This is a genomic window from Nonomuraea aridisoli (assembly GCF_003236395.1).
Taxonomy (GTDB): Bacteria; Actinomycetota; Actinomycetes; order Streptosporangiales; family Streptosporangiaceae; genus Nonomuraea; species Nonomuraea aridisoli.
On sequence record NZ_POUD01000140.1, the window covers coordinates 1 to 22,869 of the forward strand.

At 71.3% G+C, this 22,869-nt stretch carries 25 protein-coding genes; 12 read left to right on the top strand and 13 right to left on the bottom strand.

The window, feature by feature from the left end; genetic code table 11:
• From C1J01_RS28300 to C1J01_RS28310, 3 genes are all read right to left on the bottom strand, one after another.
• A partial coding sequence (locus tag C1J01_RS28300; RefSeq protein ID WP_111182012.1) for an ADAM 12 protein occupies positions 1–731 on the bottom strand: 731 nt, incomplete at its 3' end.
• Between the two features lie 3 nt (positions 732–734).
• Entirely contained in the window at positions 735–1,109 is a 375-nt protein-coding gene (locus C1J01_RS28305) for a roadblock/LC7 domain-containing protein (RefSeq protein WP_111182013.1), read from the bottom strand.
• A 171-nt stretch (positions 1,110–1,280) separates the two neighbouring features.
• The gene (locus tag C1J01_RS28310; RefSeq protein WP_181449009.1) at positions 1,281–2,489 is read right to left on the bottom strand and encodes a DUF4032 domain-containing protein; all 1,209 of its coding nucleotides are present in this window, start codon (positions 2,487–2,489) and stop codon (positions 1,281–1,283) included.
• A 22-nt stretch (positions 2,490–2,511) separates the two neighbouring features.
• On the opposite strand from C1J01_RS28310, the gene C1J01_RS28315 reads away from it, so the two are divergent.
• Positions 2,512–4,083, top strand: coding sequence for a DUF885 domain-containing protein (locus C1J01_RS28315; RefSeq protein ID WP_111182014.1), 1,572 nt, complete (start codon positions 2,512–2,514; stop codon positions 4,081–4,083).
• Here the strand turns inward: C1J01_RS28315 and C1J01_RS28320 are convergent.
• Positions 4,078–4,719, bottom strand: a complete 642-nt coding sequence (locus C1J01_RS28320; protein ID WP_111182015.1) for a class II aldolase/adducin family protein — start codon at positions 4,717–4,719, stop codon at positions 4,078–4,080. The two genes, C1J01_RS28315 and C1J01_RS28320, sit on opposite strands and share 6 nt — an antisense overlap.
• A 79-nt stretch (positions 4,720–4,798) precedes the next feature.
• Here C1J01_RS28320 and C1J01_RS28325 point away from each other — a divergent pair, with 79 nt between their 5' ends.
• Entirely contained in the window at positions 4,799–5,713 is a 915-nt protein-coding gene (locus C1J01_RS28325) for a carbohydrate kinase family protein (protein WP_111182016.1), read from the top strand.
• A 9-nt stretch (positions 5,714–5,722) separates the two neighbouring features.
• The gene (locus tag C1J01_RS28330) at positions 5,723–6,937 is read left to right on the top strand and encodes an aminotransferase class III-fold pyridoxal phosphate-dependent enzyme (RefSeq protein WP_111182017.1); all 1,215 of its coding nucleotides are present in this window, start codon (positions 5,723–5,725) and stop codon (positions 6,935–6,937) included.
• A 75-nt stretch (positions 6,938–7,012) separates the two neighbouring features.
• Here C1J01_RS28330 and C1J01_RS28335 read toward each other — a convergent pair whose 3' ends face one another.
• Positions 7,013–7,438, bottom strand: a complete 426-nt coding sequence (locus C1J01_RS28335; protein ID WP_111182018.1) for a nucleotide triphosphate diphosphatase NUDT15 — start codon at positions 7,436–7,438, stop codon at positions 7,013–7,015.
• Positions 7,439–7,790: 352 nt separating this feature from the next.
• A complete protein-coding gene (locus tag C1J01_RS28340; RefSeq protein WP_111182019.1) occupies positions 7,791–9,023 on the bottom strand; it encodes an alkyl sulfatase dimerization domain-containing protein in 1,233 nt (410 codons plus the stop codon).
• A gap of 143 nt (positions 9,024–9,166) precedes the next feature.
• On the opposite strand from C1J01_RS28340, the gene ngcE reads away from it, so the two are divergent.
• The 5 genes from ngcE (at position 9,167) to C1J01_RS28365 (ending at position 13,335) form a co-directional block, all read left to right on the top strand.
• Positions 9,167–10,606, top strand: a complete 1,440-nt coding sequence (gene ngcE / locus C1J01_RS28345) for an N-acetylglucosamine/diacetylchitobiose ABC transporter substrate-binding protein (protein ID WP_220040137.1) — start codon at positions 9,167–9,169, stop codon at positions 10,604–10,606.
• A 3-nt stretch (positions 10,607–10,609) separates the two neighbouring features.
• Positions 10,610–11,524: a carbohydrate ABC transporter permease gene (locus C1J01_RS28350; protein ID WP_111182020.1), complete on the top strand. Its 915-nt coding sequence runs from the start codon at positions 10,610–10,612 to the stop codon at positions 11,522–11,524.
• Between the two features lie 2 nt (positions 11,525–11,526).
• A complete protein-coding gene (locus C1J01_RS28355) occupies positions 11,527–12,369 on the top strand; it encodes a carbohydrate ABC transporter permease (RefSeq protein WP_111182021.1) in 843 nt (280 codons plus the stop codon).
• Between the two features lie 10 nt (positions 12,370–12,379).
• The gene (locus tag C1J01_RS28360) at positions 12,380–12,655 is read left to right on the top strand and encodes a 4a-hydroxytetrahydrobiopterin dehydratase (protein WP_111182034.1); all 276 of its coding nucleotides are present in this window, start codon (positions 12,380–12,382) and stop codon (positions 12,653–12,655) included.
• 104 nt (positions 12,656–12,759) lie between these two features.
• Positions 12,760–13,335, top strand: a complete 576-nt coding sequence (locus tag C1J01_RS28365; protein ID WP_181449011.1) for a superoxide dismutase family protein — start codon at positions 12,760–12,762, stop codon at positions 13,333–13,335.
• 54 nt (positions 13,336–13,389) lie between these two features.
• Here C1J01_RS28365 and C1J01_RS28370 read toward each other — a convergent pair whose 3' ends face one another.
• Both C1J01_RS28370 and C1J01_RS28375 read right to left on the bottom strand, forming a co-directional pair.
• A complete protein-coding gene (locus C1J01_RS28370) occupies positions 13,390–14,355 on the bottom strand; it encodes a pirin family protein (RefSeq protein ID WP_111182023.1) in 966 nt (321 codons plus the stop codon).
• A 69-nt stretch (positions 14,356–14,424) separates the two neighbouring features.
• Entirely contained in the window at positions 14,425–15,825 is a 1,401-nt protein-coding gene (locus C1J01_RS28375; protein WP_181449012.1) for a serine hydrolase, read from the bottom strand.
• A gap of 178 nt (positions 15,826–16,003) precedes the next feature.
• On the opposite strand from C1J01_RS28375, the gene C1J01_RS28380 reads away from it, so the two are divergent.
• Positions 16,004–17,764 carry a sensor histidine kinase gene (locus C1J01_RS28380; protein ID WP_111182025.1) on the top strand — a complete coding sequence of 587 codons (1,761 nt, stop codon included), beginning with the start codon at positions 16,004–16,006 and terminating at the stop codon, positions 17,762–17,764.
• On the top strand, positions 17,757–18,434 hold the full coding sequence (locus C1J01_RS28385) for a response regulator transcription factor (protein ID WP_111182026.1): 678 nt from the start codon (positions 17,757–17,759) through the stop codon (positions 18,432–18,434). The genes C1J01_RS28380 and C1J01_RS28385 overlap by 8 nt, the downstream gene beginning before the upstream one ends.
• Here the strand turns inward: C1J01_RS28385 and C1J01_RS28390 are convergent.
• The 5 genes from C1J01_RS28390 to C1J01_RS50185 form a co-directional block, all read right to left on the bottom strand.
• A complete protein-coding gene (locus C1J01_RS28390; protein WP_235854721.1) occupies positions 18,410–19,603 on the bottom strand; it encodes a DUF418 domain-containing protein in 1,194 nt (397 codons plus the stop codon). The genes C1J01_RS28385 and C1J01_RS28390 overlap by 25 nt on opposite strands.
• A gap of 36 nt (positions 19,604–19,639) precedes the next feature.
• Entirely contained in the window at positions 19,640–20,287 is a 648-nt protein-coding gene (locus C1J01_RS28395; protein WP_111182027.1) for a GPP34 family phosphoprotein, read from the bottom strand.
• A complete protein-coding gene (locus tag C1J01_RS28400; RefSeq protein ID WP_111182028.1) occupies positions 20,262–20,510 on the bottom strand; it encodes a type II toxin-antitoxin system antitoxin in 249 nt (82 codons plus the stop codon). The genes C1J01_RS28395 and C1J01_RS28400 overlap by 26 nt, the downstream gene beginning before the upstream one ends.
• 5 nt (positions 20,511–20,515) lie before the next feature.
• Positions 20,516–21,460, bottom strand: a complete 945-nt coding sequence (locus C1J01_RS28405; protein ID WP_111182029.1) for an SPFH domain-containing protein — start codon at positions 21,458–21,460, stop codon at positions 20,516–20,518.
• A gap of 168 nt (positions 21,461–21,628) precedes the next feature.
• Positions 21,629–21,778 (bottom strand): hypothetical protein, encoded by a 150-nt coding sequence (locus C1J01_RS50185; protein ID WP_181449013.1) that lies wholly within the window; start codon positions 21,776–21,778, stop codon positions 21,629–21,631.
• A gap of 116 nt (positions 21,779–21,894) precedes the next feature.
• On the opposite strand from C1J01_RS50185, the gene C1J01_RS28410 reads away from it, so the two are divergent.
• Both C1J01_RS28410 and C1J01_RS28415 read left to right on the top strand, forming a co-directional pair.
• The gene (locus tag C1J01_RS28410) at positions 21,895–22,287 is read left to right on the top strand and encodes a hypothetical protein (protein ID WP_111182030.1); all 393 of its coding nucleotides are present in this window, start codon (positions 21,895–21,897) and stop codon (positions 22,285–22,287) included.
• Between the two features lie 12 nt (positions 22,288–22,299).
• Positions 22,300–22,830, top strand: coding sequence for a hypothetical protein (locus C1J01_RS28415; protein WP_111182031.1), 531 nt, complete (start codon positions 22,300–22,302; stop codon positions 22,828–22,830).
• Positions 22,831–22,869 lie beyond the last annotated feature (39 nt).

Here is a 22,869-nt window from a genome sequence, read left to right on the forward strand (position 1 = left end):
CGTCTGGGCAGGGCGCCCGCGGACGCCTCGGGTTCGGCGGTCTTCCGGTTCGTTCCCGTACGCCGTTCCGCGGGCGGCGGGCGGGGCGGATCGGGCGGCTCCAGCAGGCCCGCCGCGGCGAGCCGCCGGACGGCCAGCAGCACCGGGTAACAGGGCCGGCCGATCTGCTTGGCCAGCTCCATCGGCGTCGCCTTGCCGTCGGCGCGGACGACGACCTCCCACTGGATCCGGCTCAGCGTCACGCCGTGACCGGGCAGCCGGGGCGCCGGGCGTACGGGCAGGGTGTCCACGTCCGCGGACGGCCAGGTCTGGGCCAGCTGCGCCCGCCGTCGCGCGCACTCCCGCACCAGCCCGGCCACGTCGAAGAACCACTGCCCGCCGAGCCAGTGCCGTTCCCCAGGCCGGAACTTCGGCCGCGACCCGGTGACCGGCAGCAGGAAGAAGGCGGCGTCCAGCACCACCGAGAGCACCGCGTACTGCAGCTCGCCCGCCGTGACGGGCCCTTCGGCGAGCAGCCGCTCGCAGCCGCCCTCGGCCTGCAGGGCGCGCAGCTTCGTCTCGCTCATCAGGCAGCGCGCCGCGAGCAGCCGCTCGACTCCCGGCGTCTGGGCGCACTCCATGTACGTGACGCGCCCGTCGGCCAGGTAGACGGTGCCGTTCCTGCCGATCCGCAGCGCGCCCGTGGAGCGCTCGCGCGCGAGCGAGGCGAGGAGTGTGTCGAGCTGCGTCATGGCTCACGTCGTCAGGCGGCTGGAGATGGACTGCAGCCGGTGCCGCGCCAGCGCGATGTTCGATCGATCCAGGTCGAGGCGTACGTACAGGACGAGCGGGCCTTCGAAGACGGTCTCCATCAGCCGCAGCAGGTGGTGGCCCTTGTCCGTGGTGACCAGCATGTCGTCGATGCGTACGACGTCGCCCGGGCAGGTGCGCGCCAGGCCGTCGGTCGTGGCGCGCAGGGCCTCGGTCAGGGCGGCGGCGGAGCGGTCGGCGTCCACGCCCGACGCGTTGCTGAACGCCACCGCCATGCCACTGGTGTGGTCCACCAGCATGGCGTCCAGCGCCCCCGGTATGGCCATGACCTCTGCCAGGCAGCTGTCGATGCCGAGCATGTCTCCTCCCCTCTCCCGTACGGAACGGGGACAGCGTAGAGGGAGGAAAATGCGCCTGATGTGGCCAGAAACCCTGGCGTTAATCTTTTATACGGCTAAGGCGTAGAAAAACACCTCTGCTATGGATAAGTGTGCGATATACGAAAAGGGTTCACTTATGGGCCGGGCGGGTCACTCGGACGCGTCGTTCGGCAGTAACGCCCGCTCGTCGGGCTTGTGGACCAGCACGTTCTCCACGTACGACCGCACCGCCGCGGCCAGGCCCACGTCGCCGCCCGCCTCCTCCGACAGGTACCAGCGGTGGTCGAGGATCTCGTGGAAGAGCTGCGCCGGGTCGAGCTTGCCGCGCAGCTCGGCCGGGATGGCCTCGACCGTCGGCTGGAACACCTCCGCCAGCCACCGGTGCGCCACGACGGCCTCGTCCTCGTGCCGCAGCCCCTTGGCCACCCGGAACCCGTCGAGGTCGTTGAGCATCCGCCGCGCCTGGTTCTCCTCGGCGTCGAGCCCGGTCAGCCGCAGCAGCCGCCGCTGGTGGTGGCCGGCGTCGACGACCTTGGGCCGGACGATGAGCCGACCGGTGCCGACCTTGCGCCGCACCATCATCTCGGCCACGTCGAAGCCGAGCACGTTGAGCCGCCTGATGCGCTGCTCGACGCGGTGCCAGTCGACCTCGTCGATGATCTCGCTCTCGTTGATCTCGCTCCACAGGCGGTGGTAGCGGGCGACGGCGTCCTCGGCGGTCTCCAGGGGGTCGATCGACGGGTGCAGCAGCCCGCCGGCCTCCAGGTCGAGCAGTTCGCCGAACAGGTTCGTCTGCGCGGCGTCGATGTCCGCCAGCCGCTGGCCCTCGCTGATCATCGGGTGCATCTCGCCGGTCTCGGCGTCCACCAGGTACGCCGCGAACGCCCCCGCGTCCCTGCGGAAGAGCGTGTTCGACAACGAGCAGTCGCCCCAGTAGAAGCCGTTCAGGTGCAGCCGTACAAGCAGCACGGCCAGGGCGTCCAGCAGGCGGGTGAGGGTGTCGGGGCGCAGGGTGCCCGACATGACCGCGCGGTAGGGGAGCGAGAACTGCAGGTGCCGGGTGACCAGGGCCGCGTCCAGCCCGCCCTCGCGGCCGGTGACGTACGCGACCGGTTCCACGGCGGGGGCGTCCAGCCGGGCCAGGTCCCACAGGAGCTGGTACTCGCGCTTGGCGTACCGCTCGCTGATCTCCTTGATCGCGTAGACCTTGCCGGACAGCCGGGCGAAGCGCACCACGTGGCGCGAGATGCCGCGTGGCAGATCGACGAGGTGGTGCTCGGGCCAGTCCGCCAACGGGACGTCCCAGGGGAGCCGGATCAGGTCAGGATCGCCTAGCGCGCCGGTGATCTGCAGGGGCATTTCATCAGGATATGGTGCATCGGTGGACGAGTTTCTCAAGTGGTACTTTTCCGACCGCCCCGTTGCCGCGAGCTCCCTGGGCGCCGAGGGCTACGATCACACGCTCGGCGACTTCTCCGCCTCCGCCTGGGCGAACCGCGAACGCGAAGAGACCCGCTGGCTCGAACGACTGTCGGCGCTGGACGCCCCCACCCTCGACGACGCGATCGACAGAGACCTCGTCCTGTCGCAGCTGCGCGGCTCGATCGCGCTCGCGGCGTGGCCCGAGTGGCGCCGCGACCCGAGCGTCTACCTCGGGCCGATCTTCAACTCGATGTACGCGCCGTTCCAGCGCCGCCTGAAGCCCGAGCCCGAGCTGGTGGAGTCGGCGATCCTGCGGCTGGCCGAGGTGCCCGGCGTGCTCGCCGCCTGCCGCGCCAACCTCGACCCCGACCTGGCCGCGCCGCTGCTGGTCAAGCGGGGTCTCGGCCAGGCCCGCACCGGCCGCAACTTCCTGACCCGCACGATCCCGTCCATGGTCGGCGACGAGGGCCTGCGGGCGCGGCTCGCCGAGGCCGCCGAGCCGGCCGCGCGGGCGTTCGACGAGCTGGTGACGTTCCTCGAGGGCTTCGAGTGCGGCGGCACATGGCGCATGGGCGAGCAGCTCTACTCCACCCTGCTGCGCGAGCGCGAGATGCTCGGCTACGGCGCCGCCGAGCTGCACGAGAAGGGCAAGGCCGCCTGGGCCGAGCTGGACGCGCGCATGCGCGAGGTGGCGATCAAGGTCAACGGCACCGAGGACTGGCGGGCGGCCATGGAGTCGCTCATGGACGACCACCCGCCGACCCTGGAGGCCATGCGGGAGGAGTACGACGCCGAGACCCAGCGCGCCCGCGCGTTCGTCCGCGAGCGGGACCTGGTCACGTTCGCCGACGGCGAGGAGTGCCACGTGCTGCCCTCGGCCGAGTACACCCGCCCGGTCCTGTCGGTCGCCCACTACCTGTCGCCGCCGCCGCTCAGCGCCTCGCGCACGGGCGTCTTCTTCGTCCCCTACACCCCCGACGACTTCACCCCCGAGCAGGTACGCCAGCGCCTGCGCACCAACTCGCGAGCCCAGATGCCCTCGATCAGCGTGCACGAGGCCTACCCCGGCCACCACTGGCACCTGTCGTACATGGCGGGCAACCCGCGCACCGTCCGGAAGGTCTTCAGGACGCCCTACTTCACCGAGGGCTGGGCCCTGTACGTCGAGAAGTTGCTGCACGAGCAGGGCTACTTCGACACCCCGGCCACCGAGCTGGCCCACCTCGACTGCCGGATCTTCCGCGCCGCCCGCATCGTCGTGGACACCGCCCTGCACTGCGAGGACATGCCGATCGAGGAGGCCGAGACGTTCATGGCCACCAAGGCGTCGTTGTCGCCGGGCACCGCGCAGGGCGAGGTCAACCGCTACTGCGCCTGGCCCACGCAGGCGCCGTCGTACCTCACGGGCGCCATCGAGATCGACCGCATCCGGCAGTCGTTCCAGGGGTCGCTGAAGGAGTTCCACGACCGGATCGCCGGGTCGGGCGGGCTGCCGCTCGGGCTGGCCGAGAAGGCCGCCCTCGGGTCATAGGCGGGGGAAGTCCGGCGGGTTCAGCGCCCGCTCGGCGACGGCGGCGAGCTGCTCCGGGGTCAGGATCGCCGGCTCGCCCACGCCGAGCCCCCGGACGTAGACCTCGCACAACCACTCCAGCAGGCGGGTGGCCTCGAACGCCTCCTCCAGGGTCGCGCCGACGGTCACCCCGCCGTGGTTGGCCATCAGCGCGGCCCGCCGGCCCTCCAGCGCGGCCCGCACGTTCGCGGCCAGCTCCGGAGTCCCGTACGTGGCGTACTCGGCGACCTTGACGACGCCGTCCATGCCGCCCAGCAGCAGCGCGTTGTAGTGCACGGGCGGCAGCTCGGTCATCGTCGTGGCCACGACCGTCCCGAACACCGCGTGGGTGTGCACGACCGCCCCCGCGCCGGTGGCCTCGTAGATCGCCAGGTGCATGGGGGTCTCGCTGGAGGGACGCAGGTCGCCCGCGACGAGCCGGCCCGCCAGGTCCACGATCGGGCACATCTCGGGCGTCAGCCGGTCGAGCGCGGCCCCCGACGGCGTCACCGCGATCCGGTCGCCGTCGCGCACGCTGAGGTTGCCCGAGGTGCCGATGACCAGGCCGAGCTCGACGGCGCGGCGTCCGTACTCGCACAACTGCTCGCGCAGGCTCATGCGGTGGAATGTAACACCCGCGAACCGGTCATTGATCTTTGCTGTTGACTTTTCATCCGGGCATCTGTCTCTTTGTCCTATGACCGTCGTCACCGTCGGCGTGCACATCGTCGACATCCTCGCCCGGCCCGTCTCGTACATCCCCGAGGGCCAGGACACCGTGCTGGTCGACGAGATCCGCATCACCGCCGCGGGCGCCGCCGCCGGGACGGCCGTCGACCTGGTCAAGCTGGGCAACGACGTGGTCACCATGGGCGCGGTCGGCGACGACGAGCTGGGCGACTTCCTGCTGGCGCTGCTCGCCAGGCGCGGCGTGGACGCCTCCCGGCTGGTCCGCAGGGCGGGCGAGCAGACGGCCGCGTCGATCCTGCCCATCCGGCGCGACGGCGGGCGGCCCAGCTTCCACGTGCCCGGCGCGAACCTCTCGCTGGCGTACGCCGACCTCGACGCCGGCGTGCTGCGCGCCGCCCGCGCGGTGCACCTGGGCGGCATGGACGTCACCTTCGGCCTGGGCGACCCGGCGTTCTTCGAGCTCCTCGACGAGTTACGGGCGTCCGGCACGATCGTCACGATGGACCTGCTGTCGGAGATGCCCGACCTGCTGGCCGTGGCCAGGGCGTTCCTCCCGCACGTCGACTACGTGCTGCCGAACGAGGCGCAGGCCCTGCTCATGACCGGCGCCACCGGCACGGCCGAGGCCGCGCGCGCCCTGCTGGCCGAGGGGCCGCGCGGCGTGCTCGTCACCCTCGGCGAGGCCGGCAGCCTCGTCGTGACCGGCGACACCACCGAGCGGGTGCCCGCCATCAAGACCGAGGTCACCGACACCACCGGCTGCGGCGACGCGTACTGCGCCGGGTTCCTCACCGGGCTCCTGCACGGGCAGGACGTGCCGGTCGCCGCCCGCTGGGGCACGGCCGCCGCCGCCCGCGTCGCGACCGGCCTCGGCTCCGACGCCGGGCTCACCGATCTCGCCTCCACCCTCAGCCTCCTCTGAAGGACCCCCATGAACGACGCTGACCTGCGCCGCCGCGCCTCGAAGGTCGTCCCCGGCGGCATGTACGGCCACCTCAACGCCGCCCTCTTCGCCCCCGGCTACCCGCAGTTCTTCGCCCGCGGCGAAGGCTGCCGGCAGTGGGACGTGGACGGCCGCGAGTACATCGACTTCATGTGCAGCTGGGGCCCCGTCGTGCTCGGGCACCGGCACCCGCGCGTGGAGGAGGCCGCCGCCCGCCAGGCCGCGCTCGGCGACTGCCTCAACGGCCCGGGGGCGATCATGGTGGAGCTGGCCGAGTTGCTGGTGGACACCGTGCCGAGCGCCGACTGGGCGATGTTCTCCAAGAACGGCACCGACGCCACCACCCAGGCCCTCATGGTCGCCAGGGCCGCCACCGGGCGCACCAAGGTGCTGCGGGCGCACGGGGCCTACCACGGGGCCGACCCGTGGTGCACGCCCTCCCCGTCCGGCACGACGCCGAACGAGCGGGCCGACCTGGTGGAGTTCGACTACAACTCGCTGGAGTCGCTGGAGGCCGCGGCGGCGACCGTGGAGGGCGACGTGGCGGCGATCATCGTCACGCCGTTCAAGCACGACTCGTTCGAGGACCAGGAGCTGGTGGAGCCCGCGTTCGCGCGCGGCGCGCGGGCACTGGCCGACCGTCTCGGGGCGGCGCTGGTGATCGACGACGTGCGTGCCGGGTTCCGCGTCGACCTGCGCGGGTCGTGGGAGCCGTACGGCGTGCGGCCCGACCTGACGGCCTGGTCGAAGGCGATGGCGAACGGCTACCCGATCGCCGCCGTCACGGGCGCCGACGCGCTGCGCGGAGCCGCCCAGACGTTGTACTCGACGGGGTCGTTCTGGTTCTCGGCGGTGGCGATGGCCGCGGCCAAGGCCACCATCGAGACCCTGCGCGACACCGACGGCATCGCGGGCATGCACCGCACCGGCGCCCAGCTCCGCGAGGGCCTGTACGCCCAGGCCAAGGCGCACGGCTTCGTCGTCAACCAGACGGGTCCGGTGACGGTCCCCTGGCTCAGCTTCGACGGCGACGCCGACCTGTCGGTGGCGATGCACTGGAGCGACGCCTGCCTGCGGCACGGCGTCTACGTCCACCCGTGGCACAACTGGTTCATGTCGGCCGCCCACACCGAGGAGGACGTGGCCAAGGCCCTGGAGGGCACCGACCAGGCCTTCGCCGAGACCCGCGCCCACTTCGCCTGACCGCACGCCGGCCGTCCGCCCGTCCCCCTCAGCCCCACTTGGGACGCCCGCCCTCACAGTCGTGAGGGAGCGGGGTCAGGACGCCGCGGCGTCCGTGACGGGGTAGCGGCCGGCCTCGTCCTGGGTCGCGAGGACGCGGGCGGTGGCCGGGAACAGCGGCTCAGGGAGATCGTCCGGTGCGAACCAGCGCCACGACCGGAACACGTGCGGCTCCGTCACCACCGGGGCCGTCGCGCCCGCGGCCACGCGCACCGCCGCCGTCACCCGCACCGCGCCCCCGGGGTGGTCCAGCACCACGGCCGTCACCCGGGGCGTCCCGCCGTCGCGCACGCCCGTCTCCTCCGCCAGCTCCCGGACGGCCGCCGCCTCGAACGTCTCCCCGGGCTCGACCGCCCCGCCCGGCAGGCACCACGACGGCTCCTCCCCGGCCTTGATCCGCTCACCCAGCAGGATCCGCCCGTCCGCCCCTTCGAGCACCACGCCCACTCCGATGACGCCCATCACCAAACGCTCCCTCCGCGACCCGTAATGCTCCCGACATTACGGACATGGGGTAAGCGTCGCATCGGATTAAGGAGCCCACGTGGGAGTCGACCTCGAAAGCCGGTTCGAGGAGATCTACGCCTCCTTGGAGTCGATCATGCGGGAGGGGCGCGAGCCCGTGCGGCGGCGGCAGCGGACACGGTTACCACGTCAGCCCTGAGCACGTCGGGGACGACTGGATCGTCGAGAACGTGAACAGGACCGCCTCCGACGCCGTCACGATCGACGTCCTCGCGCCCGGCGACGTCCCCGCCGACTCCCTGCCCGGATCAGCCCCCCACTCCGCCCGGAGTGGTGGAAGGACTGACCGTCACGACCGCTTCCGCGACTCGGCGGCGGCCCAGGAGAAGACGCCCTTCGCCATGAGCGACAGCTCGCCGGCCGCGCGGGCGGAGAAGACCTCGGCGCGTACGCGGTGCACGCCCGGGTCGTCGGGGGCCGCCAGGGCGGCCATCTCCGCCAGGTGGCCGGCCAGGCGTTCGTCGCCGTCGGACAGGGCCTTCAGCGCCGCGTCCGCGAGGGCCGCCGCGCCGCCCGCGAGCTCGGCCACCGATCTCGCCACCACGGCGTCGGGCGCGGGCTTGAGGGTGGCCGGGTTCCCGTCGTACCAGCCGCCGTAAAGGCGCCACAGATTCCGTACGACGAACTCGGGCTCGTCGTATCGGGCCCGCAGATAGGGGCGGTCGGCAAGGTGGGCGGGGGGCTGCACCGAATGGACGATCTCGTCGAGCCGCGCGCCCGCGTTGAGCAGCTCCAGCGTCTGCGTGACCAGCGAGTCCAGCCATTCCGCGGTCTCCAGCAGGGCCTGCCGGACGCGGTCGCGGCCGAAGATCGGGGCGCCGTGGCTGGGCAGCATGATCTCGGCGTCCATGGCGGCCATCCGCCGCAGCGCGTGCACCCACTCCCGCGGATAACGCTGCACCTTCTGCGGGTTCCCGCAGTTGGGCGTCACCCAGATGAACAGGTCACCGGGCAGCAGCAGCCTGTGCTCGCGCACGTAGCCGATGGTCGCGTCGTCGGTCTCGCCCTTGGCGTGCAGCAGGTCGAACGTCAGCCCGCCGCGCCGCACGGTGAGCGCGTCGGTGTAGGTGACGTCGGGGTGGCGGTAGGAGGACGGCCAGCGCAGGTTCGGGGCCTGGAACTGCCGCTGGTTGATCACTGCGTTGTAGCCATTGGTCAGCAAATATCGCTCGAAGCGGTCCACGACCGCTTTATGGGCATAAATCGTGGCTCGCGGCCCCGACGCCTCGAACGGCCCCGTCCCGAAGACGTGGTCGATGTGCCCGTGCGAGTAGAACGCCGTCGTCAGCGGCGCCCGCGTCCAGGCCCGTACGTCCTCGTGCAGCTGCGCGGCCGAGAACGGGCTGCTGGTGTCGAACAGCACCAGTTCGCCTTCGGTCTCGAAAGTGATGACATTTCCGAATCCGGGCCACCAGCCCACGCCGTCCGCGATCGTGTGGACGCCCTTGCCGCTCGTGCCGGCGTCCACGATGCTGTCGTCCGATTCGCCGCGCCACACGCGGTCCGCGTACTCGACTATCATGCACCCCACTCTCCTTCCAGAACATCGTTCTACGCAAGGGATCACGGCACGGTCACGTCTGGAGCGCCACCCCTTGACGGGTGCGGGCGGCGTTCGTACGTTGCGGGAAACGTTTAGGAAACTTTCCTAATTCGGGAGCCGCCATGACCCATCCGGGCGAGATCACCCGGCGCGGGCTGCTGCGCCGCATCGGCATGACCGCGTTCGTCGCCGGGCCCGGAGCGGGCCTGCTGAGCGCCTGCGCCACCGCGGGCACGGGCGGCGAACCCGCCCCCGCCCCCTCGATCACGGCCTCCGCCGACGCGCGCAACCCGTTCGGCGTCGATGCGAAAAAGCCCCTGGAGGTGGTCATCTTCAGCGGCGGGTACGGCGACGCCTACGCCAGGGAGCTGCACCAGGAGCTCTACAAGAAGGCGTTCCCCGGCGTCACGATCGAGCACAACGCCACCCAGCAGATCGGCACCCAGCTCCGCCCGCGCTTCGTGGCCGGCGACGTGCCCGACGTGCTCAACAACTCCGGGCCCGAGTCGATGGACCTGGCCGCGCTGGCCGCCGAGGGCCATCTGGCCGACCTGGCCCCGTTGTTCGACGCGCCCTCGATCGACGACCCCGCCAAGCGGGTGCGCGACACCATCACGCCCGCCGTGATCGACAACGCCAAGATCGACGGCAAGGACCTCGTCCTGAACTACACCGTGTCGCACCGGGCGCTCTGGTACAACGCCGCGCTCTTCGCCTCGATGGGCTGGGCGGTGCCGACGACCTGGGCGGAGTTCACGGCGCTGGGGGAGCAGGCGAAGAAGGAGGGCATCGCCCTCTTCGCCTATCCCGGGCAGAAGGGCCCGTACTACCAGCTCTGGAACCTCCTCTACACCGCCGCCAAGATCGGCGGCAACCAGGTCATCATCGACATCGACAACCTGGCGGAGGGCGCCTGGAACGCCGAGCCGGTCAAGCAGGCGGTCACCGCCTGGGTGGAGATCCAGGCGAAATATGGCGAAAAATCGTACTTCGGTCTCGACCACACCCAGACCCAGGTCAAACACCTGCGCAACGAGGTGCTCTTCTACCCGGTCGGCTCCTGGATCGAGAACGAGATGGCCAAGGACAAGCCGGACGACTTCGAGTACGCCATCGCCCCCATCCCCGACGTCACCGCGGCCGACGCCATGCCGTACGGCGCCATCCAGGTCGGCGTCGGCGAGAACTTCGTGGTCGGCGCCAAGGGCGAGAACCCCCAGGGCGGCCTGGAGTACCTGCGGATCATGCTCTCCAAGGAGGGCGCGCGCGGCTTCACCGAGCGGACGAAGAACCTCACGGTCGTCAACGGCGCCGCCGAGGGCCTCGACCTGCCCGCCGGCCTGATGAGCGCGGCCAGGGCCCAGGACAGCGCGGGCGCGAACATCATCACCGAGGCCCGGTTCGAAGGCTGGTACAAGGAGCTCTTCGACTACGGCACCGCGCAGACCAACGCGGTCATGGCCGGACGCATCACCCCGGAACGCTTCTGCGCCGACCTCCAGGAGAAGGCCGACGCCATCAAGGACGACGCGTCGGTCCCCAAGCAGACGCGGAGCCGGTAGCCCATGCGGCGGTGGCGCACGTACGGGTTCGTGGCGGCGTTCCTGGCCGTCCCCCTCGTGCTGTACACGGTCTTCGTCATCAGCCCGTACGTCCAGGCGTTCCAGCTCTCCCTGACCAGCTGGAACGGCTACAGCTCGGTCGTCGCCTACGTCGGGCTGGACAACTTCGGCCGGTTGTTCGGCGACGAGGTGTTCTGGCAGGCCCTGCGCAACCACGGGATCATGCTGCTGACGCTGCCCGTCGTCACCATCGCCATCGCGCTCTTCCTCGCCTTCCTGCTGAACCTCGGCGGCGGTCCCAGCGGCGACGGCATGCGCGGCCTGTGGGGCTCCCGGTTCTACCGGGTGGTGTTCTTCTTCCCCCAGGTGCTCGCCGTGGCCGTCGTCGGGGTGCTCTTCCAGGCCATCTACCGGCCCGACGAGGTCGGCGTGATCAACGGCGTGCTGGCCAGGCTCGGCGTCGAGCCGGTCGGCTGGCTCATCGAGCCGGGCCTCGCCCTGTGGTCCGTCATCGCGGTGATGGTCTGGCAGGGCGTCGGCTTCTACGTGGTGCTCTTCTCGGCCGGCATGGCCGCCATCCCCAAGGACTACTTCGAGGCGGCGGCCCTCGACGGGGCGGGACGTGTGCGGCTGTTCTTCTCGATCACACTGCCGCTGCTGCGCGACACCGTCCAGGTCGGCTGGATCTACCTGGGCATCGCCGCCCTCGACGGCTTCGCGCTGATCCAGGTGCTGGCGGGCGACAAGGGCGAGCCCGACGGCGCCACGACCATCCTGCCCGTCACCATCTACAACACCGCCTTCTCCTACCAGAAGGTCGGGTACGCCTCCGCGATGGGCGTGGCGCTGTTCTTCCTGACCGTGACGTTCGCCGTGCTGACCCTGCGGACGACCCGGCGTGAGAGGGTTGAGCTCTAGACATGCGTGAAAGGCCGAGGCCCGGCGTGCTGAGCGGGCTGTCCCACGTGGCGCTGGCGGTCTGGGCGCTGCTGATCATCGCACCGCTGCTGTGGACGTTCCTGGCGTCGTTCAAGAACAACACCGAGATCTTCGGCGACCCGCTGCGACTCCCGGGCGAGCTGCGGCTGGACGCCTGGGGGCGGGCCTGGGACACCGCGCACATCGGGCAGTACATGCTCAACACCGTCATCGTCGTCTTCTTCGGTACGGCCGGCACGATGGTGTTCGGCTCGATGGCGGCGTACGTGCTGGCGCGCTTCTCCTTCGCCGGCAACCGGCTGATCTACTACTACTTCGTGGCCGGGCTGGCGTTCCCCGTGTTCCTCGCGCTGGGGCCGCTGTTCTTCGTCGTGCGGCAGGTCGGCCTGCTCAACTCGCACGCCGGCCTCGTGCTCGTCTACATCGCGTACTCGCTGCCGTTCACGGTCTTCTTCCTGGCGGCGTTCTTCCGCACGCTGCCGGAGGCCGTCGCCGAGGCCGCCATGATCGACGGCGCCTCCCACACCAGGACGTTCGTCCAGATCATGGTGCCCATGGCCAGACCGGGCCTGGTCAGCATCACGATCTTCAACGTGCTCGGCCAGTGGAACCAGTACCTGCTGCCGCTGGTGCTGCTGGCCGGCGACCCCGACAAATGGGTGCTCACCCAGGGCATCGCCCGCATCTCGACGCTGGCCGGCTACGAGGCCGACTGGCCCGCGTTGTTCGCCGCGCTGTCCATCACGATCCTGCCGGTGATGGTCGTCTACATCGTCTTCCAGCGGCAGATCCAGTCCGGGCTCAGCTCGGGCGCGCTGAAGTAACGTGGGCCGCATGGACGTCGAAAGCAGACTCAGCGACCTGCCCGCCTGGCGGCGCGAGGGTGACGAGATCAGGCGCACGGTCGAGGCGCCCGACTTCCCGGCCGCGATCCGCATCGTCGACGAGATCGCGGTGAAGGCCGAGGAGCTCAACCATCATCCCGACATCGACATCCGCTGGCGAACGCTGCGGCTGGCGCTTACCACCCACGACCAGGGCGGCCTGACCGATCTCGACTTCACGCTCGCGGCCCTGATCGATGACATCGCGGCAAAACATGGCGCCTAGGTGGTGATAGCCCTCCGTAGCAGTCCGGTCACTGATTAGAGTGGGTGGCCTCTCGGAGCCCTCGATCCGGAGGGGGCTCGGATCATGGGGGTCATCCAATGCGCGTGCCCGCACTCCTGCTCGTCCTTCTCACCGCAGCCTGCGCGGGCCCGCCCGGCCCCGCGCAGGACGCGACGAACGCCAAGGGCGTCGCGTCGCCCGGCCAGTCACCGGGCGAGTCGCCCGGCGGCGAGCCGATCAAGCTGACCGGCGCCGGGGAGTTCACCACCGACGACACCTCGGCCATCGTCTACGACCGCAAGCTCGCCCCCGAAGGCTCCCAGGCCAGCGTCACCGTGGAGTCCTCCGGCGGCCAGACGCGCACCTCGCTGGTGGTCGAGGGCCTGCTGCCCAACCGCCGCTACGGCTCCCACCTGCACGTCAACCCCTGCGGCAAGAAGCCGGAGGCCGCCGGCCCGCATTTCCAGCACCACACGGGTCAGATCAACCCGTCCAGCGAGGTCTGGCTCGACCTCACCACCGACGCCGAGGGCGCCGGCCGCTCCACCTCGCGCAACGACTGGACGCTCACCCAGGCCAAGCTCCCGGGCTCCCTGGTGATCCACTCCGACCCGACGGTGACCTCCGGGCCGAAGGTCGGCGAAGCCGGCGCCCGCGTCGCCTGCCTCACCCTGAAGTAGCGCGCGACCTCGACCCGGTCGCCCGGGATGCCGGGCGACCCGGTCGTGCACGGGTCAGGCGTGGTGGGCCGGGACGGTGCCGAGCCGGCCCGCCTTGAAGTCCTCGAACGCCTGCACCAGCTCTTCCCGCGTGTTCATGACGAACGGCCCGTAGTGCGCCACCGGCTCGCCGATGGGCTCACCGCCCAGCACGATCACCTCGAGGGTGTCCTTGGCCGTGATCGAGATGGTCTCACCGGCCGTGGTGAGGCCCGGCCGGTTGCCGAACCCGTCGAACACCGCGAGCTGCCCGCCGGCGATCGGCCGCCGCTCGCTCCCCACCGTCCCGCGGCCGGACAGCGCGTACGCCAGGGCGTTGAAGTCCTTGCGCCACGGCATGACCAGCCGCGCCCCCGGCGAGAGGGTGGCGTGCAGCAGCGTGATCGGCGTCTGGGTGCTGCCCGGCCCGACGGTGCCCGCCAGGTCGCCGGCGATGAGCCGCACGAGCGCGCCGCCGTCGTGGCTGCTCAGCAGGGCGACGTTGGTGCTGCCGATGTCCTGGTACTTGGGCGCGATCATCTTCTTGGCGCCGGGCAGGTTCACCCAGAGCTGGATGCCGTGGAAGAGGCCGCCCTGCTGCACGAGCCACTCCGGCGGCGCCTCCTTGTGCAGGATCCCGGCGCCGGCCGTCATCCACTGGGTGTCGCCGTTCGTGATGGTGCCTCCGCCCCCGTTGGAGTCGAGATGCTCCATCACACCGTCGATCATGTACGTCACGGTCTCGAAGCCGCGGTGCGGGTGCCACGGCGTGCCCTTGGGCTCGCCGGCCGCGTAGTCGACCTCACCCATCTGGTCCATCATCACGAACGGGTCCAGGTACTCCGGCTTGATGGCGGCCAGCGCCCGGCGTACGGGGAAGCCCTCGCCCTCGAAGCCGCTCGGCGCGGTCTCGACGGCGAGCACCTTCCTCTCGGGGGCCGCTGCCACGGGCTCGGGCAGGCGGGGGAGGGTCAACGGGTTCTCGACGGTCACGGCGGGCATGTCGCGCTCCTTCCAGCGGAATCTGCCCGGCTCAACCCGATTGATAATTCAACTATTCCTTGCGGGAGATCACGAATCCGCGGCCAGCCCGAACGCGCCCTTCGCCAGCGCCAGCTGCTCCAGCGTCACCTGCTGCGGAACGGGCTTGTCATGGTCGACCGCCATCATGGTGACGACGTACGACTTCCCGGCGGCGGTGCGGGCGAGGAAGCTCAGGTCCGACAGGCCCGGCTCCGAGCCGCCCTTGAACCACACCCGCGGCCACGCCTTCTCGTCCAGGTCGAGGCCCGCGTCGTTGATCGACATGGCCTCGTGGACACGCGGGTCGCCCGACTTCACCAGCCCCGCGTAGGCGCGGCAAATCTGGGAGGGGGAGGCGAACCACTCGATGGTGTCCAGCTCGCGCGGCGCGGCCCACGGCGCGACCTGCGACACCGGCACCTTGGCCACCACGTCCTTCAGGTAGGCGCGCTGCTTGGCGTCGCCCATCGACAGGTAACGCTCGGCGTGCCGCGGGTAGCCGGCGCCCTTGAGCACGAACAGCTCCCGCGTCGTGAGCGCCGGCACGTTGCGCTTGTCGTGGGCGCCCCAGGCCCGCATCGTGCGCTCGACCGCCTTGCGGCCCACCTTGTGGATGAGCAGGTCGGTGGCGGTGTTGTCGCTGATGGAGATCATCAGCTTGGCCGCCTCCAGCACGGTCACCTTGCTGCCGTCGGGACGGTCCTGCAGCCGGCCCGACGGCAGGCTCTTGAGCTCGGGCGTGATCGTGAGCTGCGTGTCCCAGTCGAACGCGCCGGTCTTGACCGCCTTGGCCACCGCGCCGAGCACGTACAGCTTGATCATGGAGCCGAGCGGCTGCGCCTTGCCGGCGGCGACGGCGTGCACGGGCAGGCACTTGCCGTTCGCGGTCAGCTCGGCGGCCAGGAAACCGGTCCGCGGCGCGGTCTTCGCCAGCCGGTCGTCGATCTCGTCCCAGCTCGTGGGGATGGCGGGCGGCGGAAGGACGGGCTGGAAGAGCAGGCCGCTGATCAGCCCCGCGCCGTCCACGGTCATCTGGACGGTGAACGGCGTCCCGGCGGCCGTGACGCGGGCGACCAGCGCGTTCTGCTGGACCTGCAGTTGCTCCAGCCGCATGCCCGCGAACTGGACCAGCACCTCGTTGAGCTGCGCGGCCGGGACACTGGCGAGGAAGTCCGCGGCGAAGTGGGCGGTCAGCTCGCTCTCCGGCAGCGGAGCGCGGCCGACGGCGTCGAGCAGCCAGGTCAGCTGCCGGCCCACGGGCGTGTCGGGGATCTCGGGGGCGGCGACGGCGGTGTTGCCGGTTGTGTTGCCGGCAGTGTTGCCGGTCGTGTTGCCGGTCGTGGGAGTGGCATCGGCGGAGGCGGGAGCGGGGGCGCTCACGCAGGCCGACATGGTGAGCGCCACGGCGGCCGCCGCGAGGAGCCGGGTGGGCTTCGACGGACTGGACATGGGGGTCTCCCTTCGGCATCGGCACGGTGGCCGGTGTGATTGGCGATCTCCAGAAGACTCCATGGAAGGTGATCACAGCCACCCGGTGGGCCGCCGTCCGGGCGAGGAAGCCAGCCGTAAGAAATATGCGGATAACCTCATAGACGCCCTGCTCGACGCCCCTACACCATGAGGCTTTATGGGAACCAGGCTGCTGGCCGCGCTGCTCGCATTCGCCGGGGCCGGCGCCACCGTCGCCGGCTGGTTCCTGCCGAGCCCGGTGCCGGCCGCGCCCGATCAGTACGCGTCCGTGGCCGTGTGCCTGGGCTTCTCCGCGCTGGGCTGGCTGCTGGCGTCCCGGCGTCCCGAGCTTCGTTACGGCTGGTTGCTGCTGGCCGCCGGGCTGAGCTTCGGCCTGGGCACGCTCGGCGTGGGGCTGGCGGCCCAAGGCGCGCCGGCGTTCCTCACCCACCCGCTCAGCAGCATGTTCACCGTGTTCTACGGCCTGATCCTGATCTTCTTGCCACTGTTGTTCCCCGACGGGCAGGTGCCGCCGGGGCGCCGATGGCGGATCGTGGCCTGGATCTCCGGCGTCGCGATCGCGATGCACTTCGCCGGAACGCTGGGGATGATCGGATTCCCGGGCGGCGCCGCGGAGTTCTCGGCCTCCATGCTGCTCGCGGCCGTCGCGAGCGCCCTAGGGCAGTTCGTCACCTGGATCATGGCGTTGGTCGTGCTCGGAGGGCTGGTCAGCCGGTGGCGGCGCGCCGAGCGTGGCGAGCGCCCCCAGTACGCGCTCATGGTCGGAGGCTTCTGCGCGTCACTGGCCGGGATGACGGTACTGATGATCTTCGTCCTCCAGGCGCAGCAGGCACAGCTCGCCCCGACGCAGGTGCACGCGCTGGGCGCGTTCGGTGCTCTGGTCATGGTGGGGGCGCTGCCGGCCGCGATCGCGGTGGCGGTCGTGCGGCACCGGCTGCTCGACATCCGCGTCGGCGTCCGGGGATCGCGGCTGCACATGGTCTTCGACCTGCGCCCGACCGTGGACGAGGTGCTGTCCGACCTCGGCACCGCCCTGGAGGTCACCACCGAGCCGGTGGAGCAGCTCGGCCGGTTGGCCGCCGCCGTCCGTTCCGGGCTGGAGCTCACCTGGGCGGCCGTGGCGCTGCCCGACGGCACGCGTGTTGTCTCCGGCCGCGAGGAGGGCCCGGCGGTGCTGGAGATGCCGGTACGCGGCGGTCTCGGCCGCATCGAGTGCGGGCCCAAGGTCTCCGGCGCGCTGACCCGGGTGGACCGGCGCCTGCTCGAATCCCTCGCGGTGCCGGCCGGGCTCGCCATTCAGAGCGCCGGCCTGGTCGCCCGCCTGGTCAACGCCCAGGAGGCCGAACGCCGCCGCATCGAGCGCAACATCCACGACGGCGTGCAGCAGCAGCTCGTCGCCCTCATCGCCGGCCTCGAACTGGCCAGGGCCACCGGCGGGGCCGACCCCGGCATGCTGGCCGACCTGCGGGAGCAGGCCCGCCAGACGCTCACCGACCTGCGGGAGCTGGCGGCCGGCATCCACCCGTCGTCCCTCAGCCAGGGCGGCCTGGTGGACGCGGTGGAGGAACGCTGCTCCCGCCTGCCCGTCCGCACGACGGTGACCACGTCGCCGTCGCTGCGCACGAGGCGCTTCGCCGACCAGGTCGAGGGCGCGATGTACTTCACCGTGAGCGAGTCCGTCGCCAACGCGCTCAAACATGCCGAGGCGGCGCACATCGACGTGCACCTCGACCACCACGACGGCCGGTTGCAGGCCACGGTGAGCGACGACGGCAAGGGCTTCGACCCGGCGACGACCGGCCGGAGGGGGCTCGCGACCCTGTCCGACCGGCTCGACGCGCTGGGCGGCGGGCTCACGGTCTACAGCGGGACAGGAGAGGGGACACGGGTGAACGCGTGGGTGCCGGTCGATGGGTGAGCGGATCCGCACGGTGGTGGCCGACGACCACTACCTGGTGCGCGAGGGCACACGAAGGCTGCTGGAGATGTCCGGCGAGGTGACGGTGGTGAGCGCGGTGGGCGACGCCGACGAGCTGCTCGACGCCGTACGCCGCCTCGGGCCGGACGTGGTGGTGACCGACATCCGGATGCCCGGAGGGGAGTGGCGGCAGGGCTTCGAGGGCATCGACGCGGCCCACCGCATCCGCTCCGCGCATCCGAAGGTCGGGGTGGTGGTGCTGTCGCAGTTCTCCGACGCGTTGTTCGCGTTCGAACTGTTCAAGCACGGCACCGAGGGCTACGCATACCTGCTCAAGGACCGGGTGGGCGACCTCGACGAGCTGCTGGGCGCGATCAGGGCGGTGGCCTCGGGCGGCTCGGTCATCGACCCGAAGGTCGTGGAGGGCCTGCTGGCCAGGCACGACGTGCGCGGGCAGCGGGAGGCGCTGACGGCCCGCGAGCGGGACGTGCTGCGCGAGATGGCCCACGGGCTGTCGAACTCGGCCATCGCCCGCGCCCTGCACCTGTCGATCTCGTCGGTGGAGAAGAACGTCAATGCCATCTTCACCAAGCTGGGCCTGGAGAACAGCGGCGACGTGCACCGGCGCGTCGCCGCCGTCCTCGCCTATCTGGGGCCCGACGCGTCCTGACGGTTCCGGTAGGCCAGGCGGCGCAGCAGGATCTCCGCCGGGCCGCGGTGCCCGGCGCGCCGCATGACGTCGGCGATCAGCAGCGAGACCAGCCAGGTCGCCGCGCCCACGGCCGTCGCGTGCGCCAGGCCGAGGTCGTCCTCCAGCATCAGCCCGTACGGGTAGAAGACCAGGACGAACGCGACCGACTGGAAGAGGTAGAAGCTCATCGAGCGCTGTCCGAGCGCCTCCACAGCGGTCGTCAACCGGCCCCGGCCGCGGGCGGCCCGGATCGCGACCAGCGCGACGATCGCCGCCATGCCGATGCCGCCGGCGTAGCCGGTGAGCGGCTGCGCGAACGACGCCGCCCACAGCGCCGCCCCGGAGGCGTCCGTCCACCAGCCGGCCTGGATGAGACCCGCCGGGACGCTGCCGGCGACGGACAGCGCCGTGGTGATCACGGCGGCGCGGGTCAGGAAGGAGCGGTGCCTCGCGGGCTCGTCGAGGAAACCCCGCCGGCCCGCCCACATGCCGATCAGCACGCCGGGCACCACCATGAGCAGACCGACGGCCAGAGTGAACGGCCAGCCCATGAGGCGCCCGGTCAGCAACTCCCCGAAACCGGCGCCGCCCGTGGCGATGCTGCCCTTGACGAACGTCGGGATGCCCTGCGACAGCGGGAACCCCATCGCGCCGCCGACCATGAGTGTGGCGGGCACCATGACGAGGCCGGCCGTCCACAGCAGCGCCCGGTCCGAGCGCCGCAGCAGCCCCACGAGCAGGACGGCCGCCAGCCCGTACGTGGCCAGGATGTCGATCGGGACGAACAGCACGACGTGGGCGAACCCGATGGCGACCAGCCACCAGCCGCGCCGGCGCAGCAGCTTGCGGGCGCTCACCCACTGCTCGCCGCGCGCCAGCCGCCGGTTCAGCAGCTGGACCAGCGAGTAGCCGAACAGGAAGGCGAACAGCGGCCGGGCGTGGTTGTTGACGAACACCATGTGGAAGAAGGCCGCGATCTCGTTCGCCAGGCTGGGCCCGCGCTCGACGTCGGTGACGAACAGCGGGGCGTGGGCGAACGCGATGGCCAGCAGCATCAGGCCGCGAGCCAGGTCGGGGGCCAGCGCGCGTCCGGCGGACGTGCCGGGCGGGCCGGAAGCGCGGGTCGGTGCGGGGGTCGAGGTGTTCACGGTGGTCTCCTCCGAATCAGCGCGTCGGCCGAGTCGTCAGCCGGCGGCGCTTTGCGCCCCCTTGGCCGCCTCCACGGTCTGGCGCAGCGCCGTGGTGATCGGCTCGACGGGCAGGGACAGGTGGTGGATGCGGTCCTTGCGCAGCTCCCTCGCCGGCGGCATGACCGTCTTGAGCTCGGCGGCCGCGGCCAGCGCGGCCAGCACGCGGACGCCGTCGTCCAGCCGGGCCACGGGCCGGCCGCCGCGCAGCGCCCGGCTCACCCGCTCGGTGAGCCGGCGCGACACGTATGGCTTGCGGAGCGTGATGCGTTCGATCGGGAACAGCAGGATCCGGTGGCGCTCCACCCTGATCAGCCGGGCGGCCGTCAGGTCGTCGCGCACCAGCCGGAACGCCTGGGCGTGGTCCTTGCGGACCCATCGCCGCCAGGGCCGGGGCGGCGAGGTGTGGATCTGCTCCCAGAGGGCCGCCTGCAGGGAGCCGGCGCCGGCTCCGGGAGGGCTGACCGCGCGCGCCTTGCCCGCCTCGTCGGCCAGGTGACCGGCCAGCAGCAGGTCGGCCAGGGCCGCGGCGCGCAGCAGGTAGCCGAGGTAGCCGCGGCTGACCAGCTTCTTCTTGCGCAGGTCGAAGGCCAGCAGGAACGCCGATCGGGTCAGTGGCTCATCCTGGTGCACCAGCGTCTCCATCGTCTGCTCCCTCTTCGTGCTCGTCGTCCTGCGGCGTCTTGCGCGGGCGTCCGCGGGGCCGCATCCGCCCCACGCCGTCGGGCAGGCGCCCGGCCTCGGACAGGGCCCGGCGCAGCAGGAACTCGATCTGGGAGTTCGTACTGCGCAGCTCGTCGGACGCCCATCTGGCCAGTGCGTCGTGGACCACCGGGTCGAGCCGCAGGAGGATCTTCTTCCGTTCCACGGCGCTTACTGGTAGAGCGTGCCGGTGTTGACGATCGGCTGGGTGTCACGGTCTCCCACCAGCACGACCAGCAGATTGCTCACCATGGCGGCCTTGCGCTCCTCATCGAGCTCGACCACGTCGTGCTCGGCGAGCTTGTCCAGGGCCATCTCGACCATGCCGACCGCGCCCTCGACGATCCGCTGCCGGGCCGCCACCACCGCCCCCGCCTGCTGGCGGCGGAGCATCGCGTGGGCGATCTCCGGCGCGTACGCCAGGTGGATGATGCGCGACTCGATGATCTTCACGCCCGCCGCCGCCACCCGGGCCGCGATCTCCGTCGACAGCTGCTCGTTGATCTCCTCGGCGTTGTCCCGCAGCGACAGCCGGGGGTCGCCGTGCGAGTCGTACGGGTAGCTGCCCGCGATGTGGCGCACGGCCGTCTCCGCCTGGATCGCCACGAACTCCACGAAGTCGTCGACCTCGAAGACCGCCTGCGCGGTGTCCTGCACCTGCCAGACGACCACGGTCGCGATCTGGATGGGGTTGCCGTCGGCGTCGTTGACCTTCGTCACGTCCGTCTCGTGGTTGCGGATCCTCGTCGACACCCGGCGGCGCACCGTGATCGGGTTGACCCACTGGAAGCCGGGGGTGCGCAGGGTGCCGACGTAGCGGCCGAGCAACTGCACGACCCGCGCCTCGCCGGGCGCGACGGCGGTCAGCCCGAAGAACAGCACCAGCCCGGCGAGGGTGGCCAGGCAGGTCAGCACGACCAGCCACAGCCCGCCCTGCCCGCGGGCCAGCATGACGATCCCCACGATGAGCAGCGCGAGCCCGGCCAGGACCAGCACCACCGCGATCCCCAGCATCACGAACCCGTTGGCGGCCCGCACCGGCTGCTCCTCGATGCGCGGCGCGGGCATGTCGACGACCGCCCCTTCGATCGCGACACCGCTCGACGTCTCCGTCATCGCCTCTCCCCTTCCCGCATGACTTCACCTTGCTAGCAAAGTGATATCAGTTTTTCGCACACAGGGGAACCCGCCGTCGTGCTCGGTAAGCCCATTGAGCCGCCCCCGCCACCCTCCCCAGCAGAACCGATCGCCGCCGCCCGGTGCACGGGTGGGCGGTCAGGCCGGTCAGGGGAGGGTGGCGGCGAGGCCGTCGAGGAGGGCGCGCAACCCGTACTCGAAGGTGTGCTCCGGGGTGGCGTTGTAGTCGTCCGACGGCGTGCCGAGGCGGGCGCGCAGGCGCGGGAAGTCGCCGGCGATCTCGCGCGCCCTGGTCATGGCGGCCCCGCTCGTCCCAGACCTGGTCGCCCGCGAGCAGGATGAGGTCGTCCTTGTTCTTGACGTGCCAGTAGACCGCCACCGCCCGCGCCCACGCCGAGCTGGACCGCCAGGGGGTGCGCGGCTCCGTGCTCGCCGAGAACGGCATGAGGTTCGACGCCGGCGGGCACGAGACGTGGGCCCCCGGAGGCATCGCCGCCGTGCTGGTCGCAGTGGCGGTCATGAACGTCGCCGCCGTCTCATGGTCCGGCACGGCGACCTGGATCGTGCAGTCGCTCGTCCTGGTCGTCCACTGCCTCGTCATCCACAGCCAGCTCACCGCGGTGTCGTCCGTGCGGTCGGCCTTCGCCCGAAAGGGCGACCCGGTGCTGGCCGGCATCGACGTGGCCGCCCTGCTCAAGGCGGCCGAGTCCGGCTTCCCGTCCTGGACGTGGAAGCTGGCGAACGCCCGCAACGCCGTGGTGTTCGCCGCCTCGTTCCTCGCCCCGCTCGTCACCGCCACGGCCTGACCGGGGGACGCCATGACCAGCCTGATCGCCGCGCAGCAGCTGCTGCTCGCCACGACCTTCCTCGTCCTGCCGATCACCGTCTGGTTCACCGGAGCTGCCGCGCAGCGGGCCGCCGAGGCGGAGGTGGCCCGCCAGGGCCACGCGCCCGCCGTGCTCGACCGCCACGGCATCCGCTTCGCCGAGCGGGCCTGGGAATGCGGGCTGGCCCTGGCCAACGGCGCGGTCCTGGCCGCCCTCGGCGTGCTCAACCTCACCGGGAACGAGACCGGCCGCGCACTGACCTGGATCGTCCAGCCGCTCGTCCTCGTCGGCGCCGGGCTCGTGACCACCGGCCAGGTGTTCGCGACCCGCTACACCCAGGCCGCCCTCGCGAGGTCCGCCGACCCGGCCGCGCGGGCCCTCGACGCCCGCCGGGTGATCGCCGCCGCGAGCACCGGGTTCCCCGCCTGGCTGCGGTCCCTGGTGGTGGTGCGATTCGTCCTCACGACCGCCGGCTCACTCCTGGTGATCGCCCTGCTCGCGGCGGACGCGTACGCCGGCTGAGCGCGGGTCAGTCGAAGAGAGCAGGGCGATCACCAGGAG

Excerpts from the sequence above, each read along its gene's own strand:
- C1J01_RS28330 (WP_111182017.1), top strand. The coding sequence starts at position 5,723 with ATGAACGACGCTGACCTGCGCCGCCGCGCCTCGAAGGTCGTCCCCGGC.
- C1J01_RS28350 (WP_111182020.1), top strand. The coding sequence starts at position 10,610 with ATGCGGCGGTGGCGCACGTACGGGTTCGTGGCGGCGTTCCTGGCCGTC.
- C1J01_RS28385 (WP_111182026.1), top strand. The coding sequence starts at position 17,757 with ATGGGTGAGCGGATCCGCACGGTGGTGGCCGACGACCACTACCTGGTG.
- ngcE (WP_220040137.1), top strand. The coding sequence starts at position 9,167 with ATGACCCATCCGGGCGAGATCACCCGGCGCGGGCTGCTGCGCCGCATC.
- C1J01_RS28370 (WP_111182023.1), bottom strand. The coding sequence starts at position 14,355 with ATGCCCGCCGTGACCGTCGAGAACCCGTTGACCCTCCCCCGCCTGCCC.
- C1J01_RS28380 (WP_111182025.1), top strand. The coding sequence starts at position 16,004 with ATGGGAACCAGGCTGCTGGCCGCGCTGCTCGCATTCGCCGGGGCCGGC.
- C1J01_RS28335 (WP_111182018.1), bottom strand. The coding sequence starts at position 7,438 with ATGGGCGTCATCGGAGTGGGCGTGGTGCTCGAAGGGGCGGACGGGCGG.
- C1J01_RS28305 (WP_111182013.1), bottom strand. The coding sequence starts at position 1,109 with ATGCTCGGCATCGACAGCTGCCTGGCAGAGGTCATGGCCATACCGGGG.
- C1J01_RS28375 (WP_181449012.1), bottom strand. The coding sequence starts at position 15,825 with ATGTCCAGTCCGTCGAAGCCCACCCGGCTCCTCGCGGCGGCCGCCGTG.
- C1J01_RS28325 (WP_111182016.1), top strand. The coding sequence starts at position 4,799 with ATGACCGTCGTCACCGTCGGCGTGCACATCGTCGACATCCTCGCCCGG.
- C1J01_RS50185 (WP_181449013.1), bottom strand. The coding sequence starts at position 21,778 with ATGACCAGGGCGCGCGAGATCGCCGGCGACTTCCCGCGCCTGCGCGCC.
- C1J01_RS28415 (WP_111182031.1), top strand. The coding sequence starts at position 22,300 with ATGACCAGCCTGATCGCCGCGCAGCAGCTGCTGCTCGCCACGACCTTC.
- C1J01_RS28340 (WP_111182019.1), bottom strand. The coding sequence starts at position 9,023 with ATGATAGTCGAGTACGCGGACCGCGTGTGGCGCGGCGAATCGGACGAC.
- C1J01_RS28360 (WP_111182034.1), top strand. The coding sequence starts at position 12,380 with ATGGACGTCGAAAGCAGACTCAGCGACCTGCCCGCCTGGCGGCGCGAG.
- C1J01_RS28355 (WP_111182021.1), top strand. The coding sequence starts at position 11,527 with ATGCGTGAAAGGCCGAGGCCCGGCGTGCTGAGCGGGCTGTCCCACGTG.
- C1J01_RS28405 (WP_111182029.1), bottom strand. The coding sequence starts at position 21,460 with ATGACGGAGACGTCGAGCGGTGTCGCGATCGAAGGGGCGGTCGTCGAC.
- C1J01_RS28320 (WP_111182015.1), bottom strand. The coding sequence starts at position 4,719 with ATGAGCCTGCGCGAGCAGTTGTGCGAGTACGGACGCCGCGCCGTCGAG.
- C1J01_RS28395 (WP_111182027.1), bottom strand. The coding sequence starts at position 20,287 with ATGGAGACGCTGGTGCACCAGGATGAGCCACTGACCCGATCGGCGTTC.
- C1J01_RS28310 (WP_181449009.1), bottom strand. The coding sequence starts at position 2,489 with ATGCCCCTGCAGATCACCGGCGCGCTAGGCGATCCTGACCTGATCCGG.